Annotated in this window: 23 protein-coding genes; 12 read left to right on the forward strand and 11 right to left on the reverse strand. The window is 60.3% G+C overall.

Annotation, left to right across the window (positions count from 1 at the left end; genetic code table 11):
• Window positions 1–106 precede the first annotated feature (106 nt).
• From CHU94_RS18735 to CHU94_RS18750, 4 genes are all read left to right on the forward strand, one after another.
• Window positions 107–2,368, forward strand: coding sequence for an ABC transporter ATP-binding protein (locus CHU94_RS18735; RefSeq protein WP_094482654.1), 2,262 nt, complete (start codon window positions 107–109; stop codon window positions 2,366–2,368).
• Window positions 2,365–2,856, forward strand: coding sequence for a DUF1854 domain-containing protein (locus CHU94_RS18740; protein WP_094482656.1), 492 nt, complete (start codon window positions 2,365–2,367; stop codon window positions 2,854–2,856). Before CHU94_RS18735 ends, CHU94_RS18740 begins: the two co-directional genes overlap by 4 nt.
• 111 nt (window positions 2,857–2,967) lie before the next feature.
• Window positions 2,968–3,540, forward strand: coding sequence for an SPOR domain-containing protein (locus tag CHU94_RS18745; protein WP_094482658.1), 573 nt, complete (start codon window positions 2,968–2,970; stop codon window positions 3,538–3,540).
• A 236-nt stretch (window positions 3,541–3,776) separates the two neighbouring features.
• Window positions 3,777–4,748 (forward strand): porin, encoded by a 972-nt coding sequence (locus tag CHU94_RS18750; protein ID WP_094482660.1) that lies wholly within the window; start codon window positions 3,777–3,779, stop codon window positions 4,746–4,748.
• Window positions 4,749–4,819: 71 nt separating this feature from the next.
• On the opposite strand, the gene panC is transcribed toward CHU94_RS18750, so the two are convergent.
• The 4 genes from panC to CHU94_RS18770 all read right to left on the reverse strand — a co-directional run bounded on the left by panC (window position 4,820) and on the right by CHU94_RS18770 (window position 7,768).
• Window positions 4,820–5,644 (reverse strand): pantoate--beta-alanine ligase, encoded by an 825-nt coding sequence (gene panC / locus CHU94_RS18755; RefSeq protein ID WP_094482662.1) that lies wholly within the window; start codon window positions 5,642–5,644, stop codon window positions 4,820–4,822.
• Window positions 5,645–5,654: 10 nt separating this feature from the next.
• Complete coding sequence (panB, locus tag CHU94_RS18760) at window positions 5,655–6,557, reverse strand: 3-methyl-2-oxobutanoate hydroxymethyltransferase (RefSeq protein WP_094482664.1); 903 nt, start codon at window positions 6,555–6,557, stop codon at window positions 5,655–5,657.
• Window positions 6,558–6,649: 92 nt separating this feature from the next.
• Window positions 6,650–7,498, reverse strand: coding sequence for a ScpA family protein (locus tag CHU94_RS18765; protein ID WP_094482666.1), 849 nt, complete (start codon window positions 7,496–7,498; stop codon window positions 6,650–6,652).
• Between the two features lie 63 nt (window positions 7,499–7,561).
• Window positions 7,562–7,768, reverse strand: a complete 207-nt coding sequence (locus CHU94_RS18770; RefSeq protein WP_094482917.1) for a DUF3460 family protein — start codon at window positions 7,766–7,768, stop codon at window positions 7,562–7,564.
• Between the two features lie 92 nt (window positions 7,769–7,860).
• On the opposite strand from CHU94_RS18770, the gene nadC reads away from it, so the two are divergent.
• From nadC to CHU94_RS18810, 8 genes are all read left to right on the forward strand, one after another.
• Window positions 7,861–8,730: a carboxylating nicotinate-nucleotide diphosphorylase gene (nadC, locus tag CHU94_RS18775; protein WP_094482668.1), complete on the forward strand. Its 870-nt coding sequence runs from the start codon at window positions 7,861–7,863 to the stop codon at window positions 8,728–8,730.
• Window positions 8,730–9,833 (forward strand): quinolinate synthase NadA, encoded by a 1,104-nt coding sequence (nadA, locus tag CHU94_RS18780; protein WP_094482670.1) that lies wholly within the window; start codon window positions 8,730–8,732, stop codon window positions 9,831–9,833. The genes nadC and nadA overlap by 1 nt, the downstream gene beginning before the upstream one ends.
• A 303-nt stretch (window positions 9,834–10,136) precedes the next feature.
• A complete protein-coding gene (locus CHU94_RS18785) occupies window positions 10,137–10,526 on the forward strand; it encodes a hypothetical protein (protein WP_094482672.1) in 390 nt (129 codons plus the stop codon).
• Between the two features lie 27 nt (window positions 10,527–10,553).
• Window positions 10,554–10,952, forward strand: a complete 399-nt coding sequence (locus CHU94_RS18790) for an Imm10 family immunity protein (protein ID WP_094482674.1) — start codon at window positions 10,554–10,556, stop codon at window positions 10,950–10,952.
• A 164-nt stretch (window positions 10,953–11,116) separates the two neighbouring features.
• Window positions 11,117–11,554 carry a hypothetical protein gene (locus CHU94_RS18795; RefSeq protein WP_094482676.1) on the forward strand — a complete coding sequence of 146 codons (438 nt, stop codon included), beginning with the start codon at window positions 11,117–11,119 and terminating at the stop codon, window positions 11,552–11,554.
• A gap of 535 nt (window positions 11,555–12,089) precedes the next feature.
• On the forward strand, window positions 12,090–12,530 hold the full coding sequence (locus CHU94_RS18800) for a tetratricopeptide repeat protein (protein ID WP_094482678.1): 441 nt from the start codon (window positions 12,090–12,092) through the stop codon (window positions 12,528–12,530).
• Window positions 12,531–12,858: 328 nt separating this feature from the next.
• A complete protein-coding gene (locus CHU94_RS19135; protein ID WP_176452092.1) occupies window positions 12,859–12,999 on the forward strand; it encodes a hypothetical protein in 141 nt (46 codons plus the stop codon).
• Window positions 13,000–13,022: 23 nt separating this feature from the next.
• Complete coding sequence (locus CHU94_RS18810; protein ID WP_094482682.1) at window positions 13,023–13,271, forward strand: DUF3297 family protein; 249 nt, start codon at window positions 13,023–13,025, stop codon at window positions 13,269–13,271.
• Between the two features lie 78 nt (window positions 13,272–13,349).
• Here the strand turns inward: CHU94_RS18810 and CHU94_RS18815 are convergent, their stop codons facing one another.
• From CHU94_RS18815 to CHU94_RS18845, 7 genes are all read right to left on the reverse strand, one after another.
• Entirely contained in the window at window positions 13,350–13,793 is a 444-nt protein-coding gene (locus tag CHU94_RS18815; RefSeq protein ID WP_094482684.1) for a PRC-barrel domain-containing protein, read from the reverse strand.
• Window positions 13,794–13,959: 166 nt separating this feature from the next.
• A complete protein-coding gene (locus CHU94_RS18820; RefSeq protein ID WP_094482686.1) occupies window positions 13,960–15,054 on the reverse strand; it encodes a sulfate/molybdate ABC transporter ATP-binding protein in 1,095 nt (364 codons plus the stop codon).
• A gap of 24 nt (window positions 15,055–15,078) precedes the next feature.
• Window positions 15,079–15,966: a sulfate ABC transporter permease subunit CysW gene (gene cysW, locus CHU94_RS18825; RefSeq protein WP_094482688.1), complete on the reverse strand. Its 888-nt coding sequence runs from the start codon at window positions 15,964–15,966 to the stop codon at window positions 15,079–15,081.
• A 3-nt stretch (window positions 15,967–15,969) separates the two neighbouring features.
• Window positions 15,970–16,872, reverse strand: coding sequence for a sulfate ABC transporter permease subunit CysT (cysT, locus tag CHU94_RS18830; RefSeq protein ID WP_094482690.1), 903 nt, complete (start codon window positions 16,870–16,872; stop codon window positions 15,970–15,972).
• Window positions 16,873–17,874, reverse strand: a complete 1,002-nt coding sequence (locus tag CHU94_RS18835) for a sulfate ABC transporter substrate-binding protein (RefSeq protein ID WP_094482692.1) — start codon at window positions 17,872–17,874, stop codon at window positions 16,873–16,875.
• A gap of 123 nt (window positions 17,875–17,997) precedes the next feature.
• Complete coding sequence (locus tag CHU94_RS18840; protein WP_094482694.1) at window positions 17,998–18,849, reverse strand: MipA/OmpV family protein; 852 nt, start codon at window positions 18,847–18,849, stop codon at window positions 17,998–18,000.
• Window positions 18,849–19,319, reverse strand: coding sequence for a CopD family protein (locus CHU94_RS18845; protein WP_094482696.1), 471 nt, complete (start codon window positions 19,317–19,319; stop codon window positions 18,849–18,851). The genes CHU94_RS18840 and CHU94_RS18845 overlap by 1 nt, the downstream gene beginning before the upstream one ends.
• Between the last annotated feature and the right edge of the window lie 41 nt (window positions 19,320–19,360).

Here is a 19,360-nt window from a genome sequence, read left to right on the forward strand (position 1 = left end):
GTTATGTATTTTCGCTCAGCCCCCGTGTTGTGTAACGGATTTGTTCTCGGCGCCTTGGCGCGCAGATGACGCAAAATCCCGAGTTAAACCTTTTCCCTAGAAGTAGATGACCCCTGACGCCCTTGCTGTTTCTGTGCTGCCCGGAGAGCTCGCTCCGCAATGGCGGGCCACTGTGCAGCAGCAGCTGCACCCCCGAGAGAACGTATTGGCCTCGCTGGAGGTTGACCTAGATACGCAGCTGCGCTTTGTCAAAGGCTTGGTGCTGGTGACCAGCCAGCGTTTGCTGAGCCAGTCTGGCCCCGGCGCACCGTGGCGCTCCTGGCCATTGCAGGCTGGCCAGAGCTTGCACCACCATGACCACGCAGGTGTGGGCCATCTTGATTTGCAAGATGCCAGTGGCCAGCTGGCGACTTGGCGTTTCACATTGGGTCAAAACCTGCACGCGCTGCGCCTGGTAGACCAGTTTCAGGCACAACTGGAAAGCACCGTGTCGGGCCGTCCGCTGGTGCAGGCGCCTACCCAGGTTTGCCCCAGCTGCAAAGCGCCGCTGGAGCCGGAGCAGGAAGAGTGTCCCGTCTGTACCAAAGTGGTTCATACACCACCTAGCACCTGGACCCTGTTTCGCCTGTGGCGCTTTGCCAAGCCTTACCAAGGCCAATTGTTGTTGGGCTTTGTCCTCACCTTGCTGGGCACGGCTGCCAGTCTGGTGCCGCCTTACCTGACCATGCCACTCATGGACAATGTGCTGATCCCGTTCCAGAACGGGCAAACCATCGATCCCATGCTGGTGGCGCTGTACATGGGAGGGTTGCTGGGCTCGGCGGTGCTGGCCTGGGTCTTGAGCTGGGCCAAGACTTACATCTTGGCGCTGGTGTCCGAACGCATTGGTGCCGACCTGCGCACCACGACCTACGAACACTTGCTGCGTCTCTCGCTGGAATACTTTGGCGGCAAGCGCACGGGCGACCTGATGTCGCGCATTGGCAGTGAGAGTGACCGCATCTGTGTGTTCCTGTCCCTGCACCTGCTGGACTTTGCCACCGACGTGATCATGCTCACCATGACCGCGGTCATTCTGTTTTCGATCAATCCCTGGCTGGCGTTGGTGACCCTGGTGCCGCTCCCCTTTATTGCCTGGATGATCCACTTTGTGCGCGACCGCCTGCGCACCGGCTTCGAAAAAATTGACCGCGTCTGGGGCGAAGTGACCAATGTGCTGGCCGACACCATCCCCGGTGTGCGTGTGGTCAAGGCCTTTGCGCAGGAAAAACGGGAGGCTACGCGCTTCCGCGAGGCCAACAAGCACAACCTGGCAGTGAACGACCGCATCAACAAGATCTGGTCGCTGTTCTCGCCCAGCGTGTCCTTTTTGACCGAACTGGGCTTGTTGGTGGTGTGGGCTTTTGGCATCTGGCAGGTCTCGCGGGGCGAGATCACGGTGGGCGTGTTGACGGCCTTTATTGCCTATATCAGTCGCTTCTATGGCCGGCTCGACTCCATGAGCCGCATCGTCTCGGTCACACAGAAATCGGCCTCGGCCGCCAAGCGCATCTTCGACATCCTGGACCACGTCTCCAGCGTGCCCGAACCCGCCAAGCCCGTCCCCATGGGCAAGGTGCAAGGCAGCATTGAGGTGCGCGATGTGGGCTTTCGCTATGGCAACCGCGAGGTCAACCGCGGCATCTGCCTGAAGATCGCGCCCGGCGAGATGGTGGGCCTGGTGGGCCACAGCGGCTCGGGCAAAAGCACGCTGGTCAACCTGATTTGCCGTTTCTACGATGTGTCCGAGGGGGCCATCCTGGTCGACGGGGTGGACATCCGCTCCTACGCCATCTCCGACTACCGCCAGAACATCGGTTTGGTACTGCAGGAGCCTTTCCTCTTCTTCGGCACCATTGCGGACAACATCGCCTACGGCAAGCCCGACGCCACGCGCGCCGAGATCATCGCCGCCGCCCGCGCAGCCCATGCGCATGAGTTCATCCTGCGCCTGCCCCAAGGCTATGACTCCATGGTCGGCGAGCGCGGCCAGGGTCTTTCGGGTGGCGAGCGTCAGCGCATCTCGATTGCGCGCGCGCTGCTGATTGACCCGCGCATCCTGATCCTCGACGAGGCCACTTCCTCGGTGGATTCCGAGACCGAGAAGGAAATCCAGAGGGCGTTGGAAAACCTAGTGCAAGGCCGCACCACCATCGCCATCGCCCACCGCCTGTCCACGTTGCACCGAGCCGACCGCCTGGTGGTGCTGGACCGGGGCAAGGTGGTGGAGGAGGGGACGCACGACGCGTTGATGGCCGCCGAGGGCGCGTATTACAACCTCTACCAAGCCCAGGCCCGTAACAACACAATGCTGGAGGAGTCGGCATGAGCGCCCTGTACACGGTGACGGCCAGCCGTTTTGCGCTGGAGCGCACCCCGTTTGGAAAACTGGTGCTGACCAACGAAGCCGGTGAGCGCTTCGAGGGCGTGGTTCCGGTGCGTGCATTCCCTATCCAGTCGCCGGATGATGGCATTTCGCTGGTCAACACCGACGGCAAGGAAGTGGCCTGGGTGGACCAACTGGCCGATGTGCCCCAGCCCGCGCAGGACCTGATTCGCGCAGAGCTCACCACCCGTGAGTTCATGCCGGAGATTGCGCGCATTGTGTCGGTCACCAGCTATTCCACGCCTTGTACCTGGGCGGTAGAGACGGACCGTGGCAACACCGAATTCGTGTTGCGCGGGGACGAGGACATACGCCGCATTGGCAAGAACAACGGCCTGCTGATCGCTGATGCGCACGGCATCCAGTACCTGGTGCGCGACCAGTTCGCGCTGGACACGCACAGCAAAAAAATCCTGGACCGCTTCCTGTAGGGTGTTGTTTCCAAGTCAGTGTGCGCTCGCACCGGCCCGTGCTTGCGGTACATTTTGGGGCTGATGCCAGCGCGGCCGTGCGCTGCAGCCCAGAACAGAAAGCACTGACCCATGTCCACTCTGTCGATAACCTCATACCGCACCTCCACTTTCCGCAAGCTCCACTTGGCGGGTGCCTCGGCGGCCTGTGTAGTGTTGTTATCAGGTTGTGCCATCTGGCCCAAAGCCCTGACCTTCTGGGGCGACACCGAGCCCGTCGCAGCGGACACCAGTACCCAGCCCGCCGCCAGTGCCCCCAGCGCAGCCGCATCGGCCCCCGTGGAGACTGCGCCTGTGGTGACCAGCAGCCCGGTGATGGAGCCTGCCAAGGCTGACGTGGCGCCCATGGCCAGCCTGCCGCCAGAGCCTGCACCGGTTGCACCGGTCAAGCCTGCAGGCCCTGTGAAGATGGAGCGGGGCTACTACATCAACGTTGGTTTGTTTGCGGTGCCCAGCAATGGCAGCAATGCCTTTCAGAAACTGGAGAAAGCAGGTTTGCCTGCCTACACCGAATTGCTGGAAACCAATGTGGGCAAGCTCACCCGTGTGCGCGTGGGCGCCTTCCCCACCAAGGCCAAGGCCGACGCTGCGGCCAAAAAAATACGTAGCTTGCAGCTCGAGGCCATCGTCTTCCGCCACAAATAAAACAAGGGGCCCAACGGCCCCTTTTTTCTTGCGACTCCAGGGTGTGCCTCACACCCTCGTGGGCTATGCAGGTCATCGCTTTTGCAGCCCATGCCCGCACCCGCACGTTTGCTGCGGCGATGTCACCAAAACTTCATTCCCGTTTCACCCCTCCGACTTATTCACTCTTCAGACTCCGCGGTCGTTGTGTCTTGTCCTGATATGACTTTTTAAACCGCAATCAATTGGAGTATGGAATGTTGAAGAAATCTGCTGTGGCGTTCGCAGTTGCAACACTGGCCCTCGGCGTGCAGGCTGGTGAACTGGCCACTGACAAAGACGTGAAGTTTGAAGTGAACGTGGATGTTGGTACCTACTTTGTGAGCAAGAAAAATGCAGCCGGTCGCCAGATCGACGAAGTGTTGGGCAAGGGCCTCAACCAAGTGGAAATCAAGGCCACCAAAAACATCAATGAAGACGTCTCCATCTTCGGCGAAATCGAAGTGGACTACGACCCCGTGGTGGACAACTCGCCCTTCACTTCGGATGACACACGCGTTGGCATCGCCAGCAAGAAATTTGGTCGCTTCTCTGCTGGCCAGTTTGACAGCTTCATCGAAGACAACGTGATGGAAACCCTGGGTGTGGGCCATGGCGAAAACGGCTTCATGACCGAGCCCGCCTCTGCCAACAAGGGCCGCCATGTGCAGTACAGCCACAAGATGGGTGACCTGAGCTTTGCCGTGGACTACACCTCTGCCATCGGCCCTGCCGCCAACCCAGAGAACTCCAATGGTTTTGCTTTGGCAGCAAGCTACAAACTGGGCAACTTCACATTGGCCGGCGGCTGGAGTGAACTGGCCAAGTACAAGGCAGACAGCTCCAAGACCCAAGGCGAATTGAACACGGACCGCTACGCCACTGGCTTGGCCGCCACCTACCAAATGGGCAACTTGGCTTTGAAGGGCTTGGTGGCCGAAGTCGAAAGCACCGCCAAGATCAAGACCACGTTCAGCGGTGTGGCACTGACATACGTGATGGGTGAGTTTGACTTTGGCCTGTCCATGCAGAAGGTCAAGCCCGAGAACACCAACGGCCGCGATGAATGGTCGGTGGGTGTGGGTTACACCCCCTTCAAGAACATGCAGCTGTACCTGGATTACGCAGGCTTGGCTAAGGTGAATGGCGAAGGCGACGTCGTTGAAATGGGCTTGAAGTACACCTTCTAAGCACCCTGCTCCGGTATTCCAAGGTTTTTATGCCCGGGCTGGCCCCGGGCTTTTTTTCGTCCGGTGTCGGCTCACACTTCCATGTTGTCGATCAGCCGCGTGCTGCCCAAGCGCGCTGCGGCCAGCACCACCAGGTCGTCGCCACCACGTGGGGCTTGCAAATCGGCTTGGCGGCGCACCGCCACATAGTCCGGCACCCAGCCAGCGCTGCGCAGGGCGTGCATGCCTTCGGCTTCCAGTTGTGCCACATCGGAGGCCCCAGCGCGCAGCGCCGTCACGATTTTGCGTAGCGTGGCCGAGAGCAGCAGCGCTTCTTCGCGCTGAGCCGGGCTCAGGTAGCCATTGCGGCTGGACAAGGCCAGGCCCGCCTCGCTGCGCTGGGTTTCGCCGCCCACCACATCAATGGGCAAAGCAAACTGCTTCACCATATTGCGGATCACCATGAGCTGCTGGTAGTCCTTTTTGCCAAACAGCGCGGTGCGTGCTTGCGTCACCGCCAGCAGCTTCATCACCACGGTGCACACGCCAATGAAGAAGCCGGGGCGGAAGTGGCCTTCCAGAATGTCGGCCAGCTCGGTGGGCGGGTGGACTTTGAAGGTCTGGGGCTGGGGATACAGCTCTTGCTCGCTGGGTGCAAATACGATGTCGCAGCCGGCGGCTTCCAGCTGGGCGCAGTCGGCTTCCAGCGTGCGCGGGTAGGTGTCAAAGTCTTCGTGCGGTGCGAACTGCAGGCGGTTCACAAAGATGGTGGACACCGTCACATCGCCCAGCGGCTTGGCCTGGCGCACCAGGGCCAAGTGGCCTGCATGCAAATTGCCCATGGTGGGCACCACGGCGGGGTGGCGGTACTGGCTCAGCGCTGCGCGCAGCTCAGCAATGGTGTGGATCAGTTGCATGGGCGGGGGCTCACCAGGCGTGAAGAGAATCGTCAGGAAACGTGCCGTTTTTTACAGCAGCTACATAGGCTTCCATGGCGCCGCGGATGCTGCTGGCGTCGTTCATGAAGTTGCGCACGAACTTGGGGTTCTTGCCCAGGTTCACGCCCAGCATGTCGTGCAACACCAGCACCTGACCCGCCGTGCCTTTGCCGGCGCCAATGCCAATCGTGGCGCAGTGCGGCAGCTCTTGGGTCAACTCGGCAGAGAGTGGCGCGGGCACCATCTCCAGCACCAGCATGGAGGCACCGGCGTCTTGCAACGCGTGGGCCTGTTTCTTCATGACATCCGCCGCGGCATCGCCACGGCCCTGCACGCGGTAGCCGCCCAGCGCATGTACGGTTTGGGGTGTCAGGCCCAGGTGGGCGCACACGGGGATGCCGCGCTCCACGAGAAAGTGCACCACCTCGGTGGTCCAGCCGCCGCCTTCGAGCTTGACCATGTGGGCGCCGGCTTGCATGAGCACACTGGCGCTGCGGATGGCTTGTTCTTTGGATTCCTGGTAGCTGCCAAAGGGCAGGTCGCCAATCAGCCAGGCCGTACCTTGGGCGCGGCGCAGGCCGCGGGCCACGCTTTCGGTGTGATACGCCATGTCGTCCAGCGTCACGCCCACAGTGCTGTGCAGGCCCTGGCACACCATGCCCAGCGAGTCACCCACCAGAATGCACTCCACACCGGCGGCGTCGGCCACGGCCGCAAAGGTGGCGTCGTAGGCGGTGAGCATGGTGATTTTTTCGCCTCGACTGTGCATCTCCTGCAGGCGCGGCAGGCTGATGGGCTTGCGCGTGGACGGCGGAGATGCCGGAGGCAGCGTGCCGTAGGGAGTCGCGTTGGTTGCGCTGGAGGCTTGTTCACCGGTCGGGTTCAGGGCCATGGAGGACTCCAAAAAAGCGGGATTACCAAGGGTTTGGCGAAAGTGGGGCGAATACTAACCGCAGTTGCCCGGCGCGAATTAGAGGGCCCGGCTCAGGAGGGGGAATACGCCAAGCGTACGTAGATGGGCGCAAAAGCCTCAGCCTGCGTGATCTCGATCAGGGTCTCTTTGGCCAGCTCCAACAGGGCGATGAAGGTCACCACCAACACGGGCGCGCCCTGGCTGGCGTCGAACAGGTCTTCAAAGCCGACAAAGCGCTGACCTTGCAGGCGCTTGAGCACGATGCTCATGTGCTCGCGCACCGAGAGCTCTTCGCGGCTGATCTTGTGGTGTTGCACCAGGCGGGCGCGCTTCATGATGTCGCGCCAGGCCTCTTGCAGGTCGGTCAGGCTCACATCGGGAAAACGTGGCTGCAGGCTTTGCTCGATGTGGGCGTTGGCCTTGAGAAAGTCGCGCCCGTACTGCGGAATGGCGTTGAGGCGGGCCGCAGCCAGCTTCATTTGTTCGTATTCGAGCAGGCGGCGTACCAGCTCGGCACGGGGATCCTCCGCTTCTTCGCCCTCGGCCGTCTTTTTGGGCGGCAGCAGCATGCGCGATTTGATCTCGATCAGCATGGCCGCCATCAACAGGTATTCGGCCGCCAGCTCCAGATTGCGCTTGCGAATCTGCTCTACGTAGACCAAATACTGTTTGGTCACGCTGAGCATGGGAATGTCCAGGATGTTGAAGTTTTGCTTGCGGATCAGGTAGAGCAGCAAGTCCAGCGGGCCCTCAAAGGCCTCCAGAAACACTTCCAGCGCGTCCGGCGGGATGTACAAATCCTGCGGCATGGCAAACAAGGGTTCGCCATACAGGCGCGCCAATGCCACTTGGTCGACCACCTCGGGCATGACGGCGATATCGCCCACGTCAGAGCCGCTATCCGCAGAGAGAGTGCTCATGTTTGCTATTTAATTAGGAGCTGCCCGCGCAATATTAGCGAGGGCTAGAGGCCATTTTGGCTCTTATTCGCCGCTAGTCTGGTAGACGTAGGGCTTTTGGGGGACGCGGGCTTCGTTGTAGGCCTTCACCGCATTGCGGTCCACCTGTTTGTCCCACAGCAGGGCACGGCCCTGGCGTTGCTCGGCTTCCAGCGTGGGCTTGGCAGTCTTGAGCTGGTCAATGAACTGGGTGGCTTCGGATTGGTAGTCGGGGCGGCGGAAAATGTTCATGGATGAATCCTCGTTGGAGGCCATTTTAGCCGCCATGGGGCTGGTCTTCCCCATGGCCGGTTGGATGGCAAACCCGGTATCCTTGCGGCCCTATGCGCAATACCGACTTTTCCACCGCCCAGATTGCTGCCCTGGCCCAGGCCGACGTGGCCCGTGCCCTGCAAGAAGACGTAGGCACGGGGGACCTCACCGCCTCCCTGATCGACCCGACCCGCCGCGCCCGCGCCCGCGTGCTGGCGCGCGAAGCCGCCGTGTTGTGCGGTGAGCCCTGGGCCACGGCCGCCGTGCTGGCGCTGGACCCATCGGCCGCCATCATCTGGCATGTGCGCGAAGGCCAGCGCTGCCATGCGGACCAGGTGGTGGTGGAGATCGAAGGCAACGCCCAGGCGCTGCTGACCGCTGAGCGCACCGCACTGAATTTCTTGCAATTGCTCAGCGCCGTGGCCACCAAGACTGCCAGTTTTGTCAGCGCCGTGGAGTCTGTGCCCGGCAACCGTGCCGCCATTGTGGACACGCGCAAAACCCTGCCTGGCCTGCGCATGGCGCAAAAATACGCAGTACACATGGGCGGCGGTACCAACCACCGCATTGGCCTGTTTGACGCCGTTCTGATCAAAGAAAACCACATTGCCGCTGCCGGCGATGTGACCGCCGCACTGCAACGCGCCAGCCAGCTAGCTGCTAGCGCCAAATTCATTGAAGTGGAAGTGGAAACGCTGGACCAGCTGCGCGAGGCGTTGGACTGCGGTGCCAAGATGGTGCTGCTGGACAACATGACCATGGCCCACCTGGTGCAAGCCGTGGCCATCAACGCTGGGCGGGCGATTCTGGAAGTGTCGGGCGGCGTGAGCATGGACACCGTGCGCGCCATTGCCGCCACGGGTGTGGACCGCATCTCCATCGGCGCGCTGACCAAGGACGTCAAGGCTACCGACTTTTCCATGCGTTTTGAGGAGCTGTGATGTCTGCCAGTGATGTGATTGACGTCGAATACGAACAGCCCGCGTGCAGCACACAACACGCTTGGGCGCGCGTGCCGGTGGAGCCCACCCCCACGCAGCGCGTGGCGCTGAAGGACAAGATCAAGCGCCTGCTGAAGGAAAAGAATGCGGTCATGGTGTCGCACTACTACGTGCACCCCGACCTGCAGGACCTGGCCGAAGAAACCGGCGGCCTGGTGAGCGACTCGCTGGAGATGGCCCGCTTTGGCCGCGACCACAGCGCGCAGACGCTGGTGGTGTCGGGCGTGAAGTTCATGGGCGAAACCAGCAAAATTTTGTCGCCGCACAAGACTGTGCTCATGCCCGACCTGGACGCCACCTGCTCGCTGGACCTGGGCTGCCCCATTAGCGAGTTCAGCGCTTTTTGTGATGCCCACCCGGACCGCACGGTGGTCGTCTACGCCAACACCAGTGCCGCCGTCAAAGCGCGGGCCGACTGGCTGGTGACCAGCAGCTGCGCGCTGGACATCGTGAAAGCGCTCAAAGACAAGGGCCAGAAGATTCTGTGGGCGCCCGACAAACACCTGGGCGGCTACATCCAGCGCGAAACCGGTGCCGACATGGTGTTCTGGGAAGGTGCCTGCATCGTGCACGACGAGTTCAAGGCCTTTGAGCTGGAAGCTCTGATCAAGGAACACCCCAAAGCCAAGGTGCTGGTGCACCCCGAGTCGCCCCAAGACGTGGTGGCCCTGGCCCACGCCGTAGGGTCGACGAGCGCCATCCTCAAAGCTGCGCAGACGCTGGACGCCGATACCTTCATCGTTGCCACCGACAACGGCATGTTGCACAAGCTGCGCACGCTTAACCCTAACAAGACCTTCATCGAGGCGCCCACCGCCGGCAACAGCGCTACCTGCAAAAGCTGCGCCCACTGCCCCTGGATGGCCATGAACGGCCTGGCCGGCGTGGCCCAGGTGCTGGAGCTGGGCACCAACGAAATTCAGGTGGATGCCAAATACCTCGACCGCGCGCGGCTGCCGATCGATCGCATGCTGGCGTTTACTGCGGCGCTGAAGAACGGGCAGCCCGTGGGTGGGCTGATTCCGAATATTGGGGCGGCCTGAGGTTTAAGCAGTTTTGGCCTCTGAATGCCGTGGAATATGCGCGAGCAGCTATTGAATATGTAGCGGATCTGAGGGGCCGGTTGGCTGCTTTGCGGCGGAAGCCGACATTCAGAAATTCACCCGAATGGGGGATGTTCAGGGCCTGACCGAATCGCCAAAATTTGGGGTTGGCAGGCTAAGGGGTTAGTCGCTATTTTTATGGGAGCAGTTTGCGCAGGTTGGATATGGATAAATGCCAATTTCGTTAGACCACACTACCCATTTGTCCAGCAGTGTTTTGCGGCAGATATTTAATTGAATGCAATGAAACTCGCGCACCGCTATCTCCTTTTCGGCGCAGGATGGTTCTTCTCCGTACCACTTCTTGCAGTTGCTGTGTTTGCGTATTCCGCTTTCGGTGGCAACGTGGTCCTATCGACGCTGGTGTCTGTTGTATGGACCCTTGGATTAGTCGGCATCTTCTGGGCGTGGGCATCAAAGGACGCCGTGGCGCTTGGAAAATCTAAGAACGTGGCACGTTGGTTCACGGCTGCTTGGTTTGTGCTGTTGGTCGTAGCGGTATTTCCGTACTTATTCGTCACACGCGGCCTGAAAAACGGCTTGCTCGCTTCGCTTCAGTTCGCTTGCTTTCTCCTCGCGTGCGGCATCGTATTTGTGGGCGCGCCGAGGCTTATCTTTTCAATCATTTCGTGAAAACGGTCCGGTTTACGTTAAACCCGCATGGTTGTAGCACCAACATTTACCGCGACCGAAGTGAGCGTGCTTGATGAGCACGGCGTTCTCGTCACAACGCTCAGCGCGCCATCAACGGAAGACGATGACTTCTATCTGATGTTCCAGCACAAAGAGCCGTACACAGCACAGGACACCAGATTTGGAATGGACAAGCCTTATGTCGAGTACTGCGGTCAGGGTTGCTCCTGGTACGGGGAGATGGAGGCAGTCGAACTCTTTGCTGATCGACTTCTCGTTCGAATGAGCAAGGTTGCTGCAGAGCACATGCAAAATGGCGGCCTTCTGGAGGTTTCGTTTTCGTGTGGCATTCCCGAATTCAGTGAACTGCGGGATGCTTTACGGAGGACGTTTAATGGCCAGCCATACTTTATTGACCGGGTTTAACATGCCAAACGACACGGACCCACAACGAAATGAAGGCGGATTCGCCGCGTAGGTCATGTCCCGGTCACTGGAGGACCGCTAACAGTGTTTAAGCGCCTTGGTGATGAGTCGGTAGACTGCGTAATCGAATAATCATTTGTTTGGAATCACAGGGGGAATGAATAGTGGCTTCAAATCAGCTTCAACTCCAATCTCCGCCAAGCAAAAAAAGATCATTTGAGCATTGGCTTCAGCACGCAGCCGGTCGCATCATCTTCGAAGATATGCGAGGTTACGCATTGGAGAGAATCGATCCCAATCTTTCATCTGAGGCTCAGGCTGCAGCCCAGAAGGCCATCAATGACGCCGTGTACGGCTTAATGATGGTGATTGATGGAGTTTCCGGCACCCTCAGAAACGAACAACAGGCAGTCGAACTCTCTGTAGTAGTCAGCCTACTGAATCGAAATTCTGAGGAAGTGGTCGCTGAAATCGATCTAAGAGAAGGAGATGGAATGTGCATGGGCTATCACGGCTGGCTTGATGGCGACTACGGTGAAGATCCCGTTGCAGTTGTAGTTGAACGGTCGTTATCCAGCTTGAGCGCAGAGGGGCGTGAATGACTGCTATGAAGGGCTGCGAAATTCCGTTTCCAGTCTGTAGACGCCTGAGCTACTCGGAAGAATCTGACATCTGAAGTGACGATAACATTGCCCAATCCATAGTTCACACAGCTGCAACATGACATTTTCATTCGTATTGGTTGATGAACTCAGGCATGTAAAAGATCATTGTTGCCCGGACATGTCGGAGCAAAGCAACATGTCTTTCCCGGCAGCCGAAAGTCCTCTGCTAGGTTCTACTGACAAGCGAATCTATTGGTCGCCAGTGTTCGACGAGTACGGATTGATTTGTCAGCCTTCGGCTGAAGTTCTGCAGATTAGTCATTGTCCTTTCTGTGGCTCTAAGCTACCGCTATCTCGACGAGATAGATGGTTTGAGAAGTTGGCAGAGCATGGATGGAGTACTTGGGGCGACCCAATCCCCGCTGAACTACTCACACATAACTGGTGAAGTTTTTGACCGCTTTCAGTCTGCAGGCGCCTTGGTTTCGTGGCGATAGACTGCGAACTAGATCAATTGTTCGTTAGTTATCACATGGCAGCCGCAGAAGACATCTACTACGACCAAACACCCGATGAGGCGCGGAAACGGCTGCTTGAACTGGCCGGTATTGGAGACCACGAGGCGGAGTTCTATCTCGGGCATTTGGCGGACGAGGCGTCGCCAAAAGACTCCGTCGAAGCGCTGGCCTGGTACAAGAAGGCCGCCGCCGGTGGCATCTTGGAGGCAAAGCACTGGGTTGCGAGCTTCACATATCACGGCATGGGCACTGGTCAGGACGTCTTGGCAGCTGTTCGCCTACTTCGTGAATGCGCAGAAGAAGGAGTGGCCTCATCGCAGTGGAAGCTCGGTCAGCACCTTTTGCAGTTTCCGCAGAACAGATCCGAAGCTCTCCGGTGGCTGACCGCTGCGGCAAGCCAAGGGCACTCTGGGGCAATCGAATTGTTGGCCGAAGCAGAAGGACGTGATGTTTAAAAAGCCGTTCGACACGGAAAGGGCAGGCATTACGTCGGTCATCTTCGACGCCACCGACCGCTTTAGATCGCTGCCAATGACCGCAATCAGTCTTGAGGCGCCTTGGTGTCGTGGCGACAGACTGCGGAATCGATTAATTTTCCNTAAAGGGCACTCTGGGGCAATCGAGTTGTTGGCCGAAGCGGAAGGACGTGATGCTTAACAAAGCCGTTCAACACGGACAGGCGCAGGCATTACGGCGGTCATCTTCGACGCCACCGACCGCTTTAGAGCGCTACGAATGTCTGCAGTCAGTCTGCAGCCGCCCCATGCCTTACTATCACGCCCCATGAAGACAAGCTACATATTCGGCGCCATCCTCCTTTGCAGCATTGCCGGTGCGCTGGTGGGCTCGCGCGCCACCAAGACCGTTTTGCTGGTGGGTACCGGCGTTCTCTCGGCCTACGGGCTGTTCCGCATTCTGGGCTGAGCCCGCACAACACCTACACACTTATGAACGACACCACCGAACGCCCTCCGCTGCCCGACCACCTGTCCATCGACCCGCGCAGCCCGCACCATGTTGCCGCCGTGTTTGCGCACGATATTGGCATCCGCTTCAATGACAAGGAGCGCATGGACGTGGAGGAATACTGCATCAGCGAAGGCTGGATCAAAGTACCCGCTGGCAAAACTGTGGATCGCAAAGGCAAGCCCCTGCTGATCAAGCTCAAGGGCAAGGTGGAGGCGTTTTACGCCTGAGGTCCAGCCGCATTTCCCCAACTCAAAAAGGCCCGAAAGGGCCTTTTTCATTGCCTGCGCCACGTGGGCCTGGCGGGCTTAGTGGTTCAAACCGTCGGAATACGGCGTGGTGCCGTAGTAGGTGTGCAGATCTGCGGCCCAACGGGTGTCGGCCATGTCGGGCCAGTGGTCCTTGTCAAAACCCGGGGCATTGTCGAGTTTTTCTTTGGACACATTCAGCGTAAAGCGTTTGTTGCTGGTGTCCAGCGTCAAGGCTTCCCATGGCACGGCGAACAATCTTTCGCCCATGCCCATAAATCCACCGAAAGACAGCACGGCGTAGGCAATGCGCCCGGTGTGCATGTTCAGCATGATTTCCTTTACGTCGCCCAGGTCGTCGCCAGCCGGGTTGTAGACATCGTTGCCAATGAGGGTGTCGGCTCCCATGAGGCCAGGGCCGGGTCCATGGTACGCACCCAAAGGCGGGTTGCCATGCTGGGCGCTTTTGTACATGCCGTAGGTGTCTCTGTCGAGGTAGTTCATATGTGTCCGATCTGGAGGGTGCTTGCGCTCGAACCCCGGCTTGCGCGGGGGCACTGGGTGCAGGCGCGTGTGGCGCCCACCACGGCATCCTAGGAACAGAACGACAGAAACTCCGTGCGCTAGCCTACGCAGCGGAGCAATGCCCCACAAAAATCGGGCTGACGAATCAGGGAGAGACGAACACCCGTGCCTTGCGGGGTGTCAATACCACCACTTCGCCGTCTTTCAGGCCAAGCGCCGCATACTCTTGCGCGCCAATCTGCGCCTCGATGATGTCGCCGCTGCCGGCGGCGCTGCGGTCTTCGGGCAGCAGCTCCAGGCGGGCAATGGGGCCCACCACAATCGCGCGCACCAGCTTGGCGGCAATGCCGGTTTGGCCGGTACCGGCCCGGAAGCGTTCCACCGCCAGGTCGTGCGGCCGCACGTAGGCAAAGGCCTTGGCGTCTTGCGTGTCGGCGTGCTCGGGCGTGGCCAGGCGCACGCCGTGCTGGGCTTCGCCTATCAGCATTTCGCCTTCGTGGGCGCGGCCGTGGAACAGGTTCACATCACCCAAGAAGCCATAGACAAAGGGGCTGGCGGGGTGGTCCCACACTTCTTGGGGCGAACCAATTTGTTCGATGTTGCCGCTGTTCATCAGCACCACGCGGTCGGCGACTTCCAGCGCTTCTTCCTGGTCGTGCGTCACAAAGATGCTGGTGACATGCAGGTCGTCGTGCAGGCGGCGCAGCCAGCGGCGCAGCTCCTTGCGCACCTTGGCGTCCAGCGCGCCAAAGGGTTCGTCCAGCAGCAGCACCTTGGGTTCTACCGCCAGGGCGCGGGCCAAGGCGATACGTTGGCGCTGGCCGCCCGACAGTTGCGCCGGGTAGCGGTCGGCCAGCCAGTCCAGCTGCACCAGGCCCAGCAGGTCGTGCACCTTTTGTTTGATGACCGCCTCGCTGGGGCGTGTGGCACGCGGCTTCATGCGCAGGCCAAAGGCCACGTTGTCGAACACGCTCATGTGGCGGAACAGCGCGTAGTGCTGGAACACAAAACCCACGTTGCGCTCGCGCACATGGACGTCGGTTGTGTCCTCGCCGCTGAACAGGATGTTGCCTTGGTCGGCCGTTTCCAGCCCGGCAATGATGCGCAGGAGCGTGGTCTTGCCGCAGCCCGAAGGGCCGAGCAGCGCGACGAGTTCGCCGGACTCGATGTCCAGGTTCACATCGCGCAGGGCCTTGAAGGTGCCGAAGTCTTTGCTGACGTTGCGGATTGCAATGCTCATGGTTCTATTCTCGAAAAATGGGGCTCAGGCCAAGGGCCGTTCGGGAGGGAGTTCCGCTGCGGCTTTCTGGTCGCGCTCAAACTGCCATTCCACAAAAGACTTGATGACCAGCGTGACCAGGGCCAGCAGGGCCAGCAGCGAGGCAATGGCAAACGCGGCCACCGACTGGTACTCGTTGTACAAAATTTCCACGTGCAGCGGCATGGTGTTGGTCTGGCCCCGGATGTGGCCGGACACCACGGACACCGCGCCAAACTCGCCCATGGCCCGTGCGTTACACAAGATGACGCCGTAGATCAGGCCCCACTTGATGTTGGGTAGCGTGACATGCCAGAAGGTCTGCCAGCCGCTGGCGCCCAGCACTTGGGCAGCCTGCTCTTCGTCGGTGCCCTGTGCTTGCATCAGCGGAATCAGCTCGCGCGCGATGAAGGGGAAGGTGACAAAAATGGTGGCCAGCACAATGCCCGGCACGGCAAACACGATCTTGATGTCGTGCGCCTGCAGCCAGGGGCCAAACCAGCCGTGGGCGCCAAACATCAGCACATAGATCAGGCCTGCCACCACGGGGGACACCGAGAAGGGCAGGTCCACCAGCGTGGTGAGAAAGGCCTTGCCCTTGAACTCGTACTTGGCAATGGCCCAGGCCGCGGCTACACCAAACACCAGGTTCAGTGGCACCGCAATGGCGGCGGTGATAAGTGTGAGGCGGATGGCGCTCCAGGCGTCGGGTTCCTTGAAGGCTTCAAAGAACGCATCGGCGCCCTTGCGCAGCGCTTCGGTAAACACGGCGGCCAGTGGCAGCACGAGGAACAGGAAGATAAAGCCGAGTGCCAGGCCAATCAGCGTCCACTTCACCCAGGCGGGTTCGGTGGTGCCGGCTTTGGCGCGGCGGATGGTGCGGGAGTTACTCATAGGTCAGGCTCCCGAGCGCTTGCGCTGCCAGGACTGCAGGCCGTTGATGACCAGCAGCATGAAGAAAGAGGCCAGCAGCATCACGGTGGCCACGGCGGTGGCACCGGCGTAGTCGTACTGTTCCAGCTTGCCGATGATGATGAGCGGGGTGATTTCCGACAGCATGGGCATGTTCCCGGCAATGAAGATAACCGAGCCGTATTCGCCCACGCCGCGCGCAAACGCCATGGCAAAGCCGGTCAGCAGGGCAGGGCCGATGGTGGGGAAGATCACGTAGCGGAAGGTCTGCCAGCGCGTGGCGCCCAGGCAGGTGGCGGCTTCTTCCAGTTCCTTCTCGGCGTCTTCCAGTACGGGTTGTACGGTGCGCACCACAAAGGGCAGGCCAATGAAGATGAGGGCGATCACCACGCCGTTGCGGTTGAAGGCGAGCGTGATGCCGTAGGGCTCCAGAATGCTACCGACCCAGCCATTGCTGGCCAAGAGCGCGGTGAGCGAGATGCCGGCCACTGCGGTGGGCAGCGCAAACGGCAGGTCCACCAGCGCATCCACGATCTTCTTGCCGGGGAACTGGTAACGCACCAGTACCCAGGCTACCAGCAGGCCAAACACGGCATTGACCAGGGCCGCCAAGAACGAGGCGCCAAAAGTGAGCTGGTAGGAGGCGATGACGCGCGGGCTGCTGACGGCGCTGATGAACTGTTCCCAGCTCAGTGTGAAGGTCTTGAAGACCAGCGCCGACAGCGGGATCAATACGATCAGCGCCAGATAAAACAGCGTGAACCCGAGCGTGAGGCGAAAGCCGGGCAGCACGCGCTTGGCGGGCCGCTTGGCTGTCGGGGTGGCGGGGGCGGGAGGGGCTGCAGAAGGGCCGCCGGGCAGCCCCCCTGCCGTGGCGGCAGCAGTCATTTACTTAACGGTGTAGAGCTTGTCGAACTGGCCGCCGTCGTTGAAGTGCACTTTTTGCGCTTCGGCGAACGAGCCAAAGTAGTCTTCTGCACGGAACAGGCTGATGGGCTTGAACACATTGCTGTACTTCTTCAGGATGGCCTGGTTGGTCGGGCGAATGGCGTGCTTGGCGGCAATCTCCTGGCCCTCATCGGTGTAGAGGAAGTTCAGGTAGGCCTTGGCTTGTTCAGCCGTACCTTTCTTGGCCACGGTGCGTTCCACCACGGCCACGGGGTTCTCGGCCACGATGGAGCTGCTGGGGTGGATGGCGTCGACCTTGCCGGCACCAAACTCCTTGTCCACCGACACCACTTCGGATTCAAACGTGATCAGCACGTCGCCAATATTGCGTTGCAAGAAGATGCTGGTCGCATCGCGGCCACCCTTGGCCAGCACGGGCACGTTTTTGTAGAGCTTGCTCACAAACTCGGCGGCTTGGGCGTCGGTGCCGCCCTTCTTGCGGACTTGGCCCCAGGCGGCCAGGTAGGCCATGCGGCCATTGCCACCGGTCTTGGGGTTCACCACGATGACTTGCACGCCGGGTTTAACCAAGTCATCCCAGTCCTTGATGCCCTTGGGGTTGCCGTTGCGCACCAGAAACAGCATGGTGGAGCTGGTGGGGGCGGCACCCTGAGGGAATTTTGAGCGCCAGTCTTTCGCCACCACGCCGGTGCTTGCCAGAAAGTCTACGTCGGTGCTGGTGTTGAAGGTGACTACATCGGCTTCCAGACCGTCGTTCACAGCGCGCGCCTGGGTGGTGGTGCCTGCATGGGACTGGTCAATCTTGATGTCCTTGCCACTGGTCTTTTTGTAGTTGGCAATGAAGGCGGTGTTGATGTCCTTGTAGAACTCACGCGCTACGTCGTAAGAAACGTTCAGCAGCGTGGTCTGGGCTGCTACCAAATTGCTAGCTGTTAGCGCAATAATGGCAAGGGCTAGCGTGGCTTTTTGCTTGAAATTCATGGGGTGCTCCAAAGCAGGGTGGTGATGTGGTCAATACACAGAACCGCGATTTTGGAGGTCGCCCCATCAAACCACAACGAATACTTCGTTGTTTGTATATGCGCTTTCTAGTCTAAGCGCGCTTTAGTTCGCCGCTTTGGCGGCAGAGCGGCCCAGGGTCCAGTTCAGACCCAGCCCGGCCGAGGTGCCGGTGGACTGCTGGTACAACGGGCTGGCGGCATTGGCCGAACCCGCATAACTTTCGGCCCGCGCAAAGGCAAACACCCGCACATCCGGCCCCAAGCTGCGGGAGGCATTGACCGTGAGCCGCGTGGTGATCAGCCCGGCCTGGGCCGTGTAGGCCGGACGCTGGGCGGTTGCCAGGTCAGCGGGCACGCCGTAAAAGTACTGGTTCAGCCGACTATCGCCCAGCACCAGGCTGGCGCTGGTGGACATGCGCCAGCCGGCGCCCACGTCGCGCACCTCGTAGCTGATCTCGGGCTCCAGCGCAAAACCCTGGCTGCGCACGCCGCTGTTGATCTCTAGCACCGTGCGCAGCGGCAGCTCATAGCGTAGGCGGCTGCCCGCGCTGGGGCGCGCCAAAGTGCCTTTGAGCCGCGGCCCAAATTCGATTAGCGTGCCAAGATCGGTCATGCCTTGGCGCGCCGGAATGTCCTGGGAGCTGGCTGGCAACGACGCCGCAAAACCAATGTCCAGTTCGGTATCTTCGGTGCGCAGCAGGCGAGCACCCACGCCACCCCTGTCGGAGCGGAATACCTCGCCGCGGTAAATAAAAGTGGGCAGCACCAGTGCCCGCGTGCTGCGTTCGGAGGACGCGGGGTAGGCCGGGCTGGAAAGGCCACCAGCAAACACACCCAGTTCCCACAGCGGCAGTCCTTGCTCCTGGGCTTGGGCCGTAGCGGTCAAGCCGGTCAGCAGTGCCAAAGCAGCCCACGCCGCGCTGCGCACGCCCTGCAAGGCAGTGGGGTTTGCCATCAGCGCACCAAGCGCACGGCTGCAATGGCGACCCAGCCCAGCACGAAGTTGGCAAGTACCAACTTGTGGATTTGCCCAGCTGCCTTCGCGGCAACGGGCCATTCCCCGGCGGCTACCGCACGCTTGAACTTGCGAAAACCAGCAAAGTAAATGTGCCCAAAAATCAGCATCATCGTGATTCCCAGGACCAGCATCAGGTTCCAGCCCAGGGGCACGCTGCCAACGCCGCTGGCCAGTTTGCTGGCCTTGAAGGCGGCAGTGTAGAGGTGGCTGCCACTGAAAAACAGTGCCGCAACGGCCACCAGCACGATGGCAAAGAAGCGGCGCCACACTTCGCCCATCAGACGCGCGCGGGGCTGGGCCTCCATCAGCGCCAGGGTGGCCGGGCGCAATGCCAGCAGCATGAAGGTCATGCCCCCCATCCACACAATGCCTGCAACCAGGTGAATGAGTTTGGCGATGTCGTACATAAAACCCTTTAAGCAGCGTGTAATGGAAGGCCCGGATTGTC

It is taken from the genome of Rhodoferax sp. TH121, assembly GCF_002251855.1.
Classification (GTDB): Bacteria; Pseudomonadota; Gammaproteobacteria; order Burkholderiales; family Burkholderiaceae_C; genus Allorhodoferax.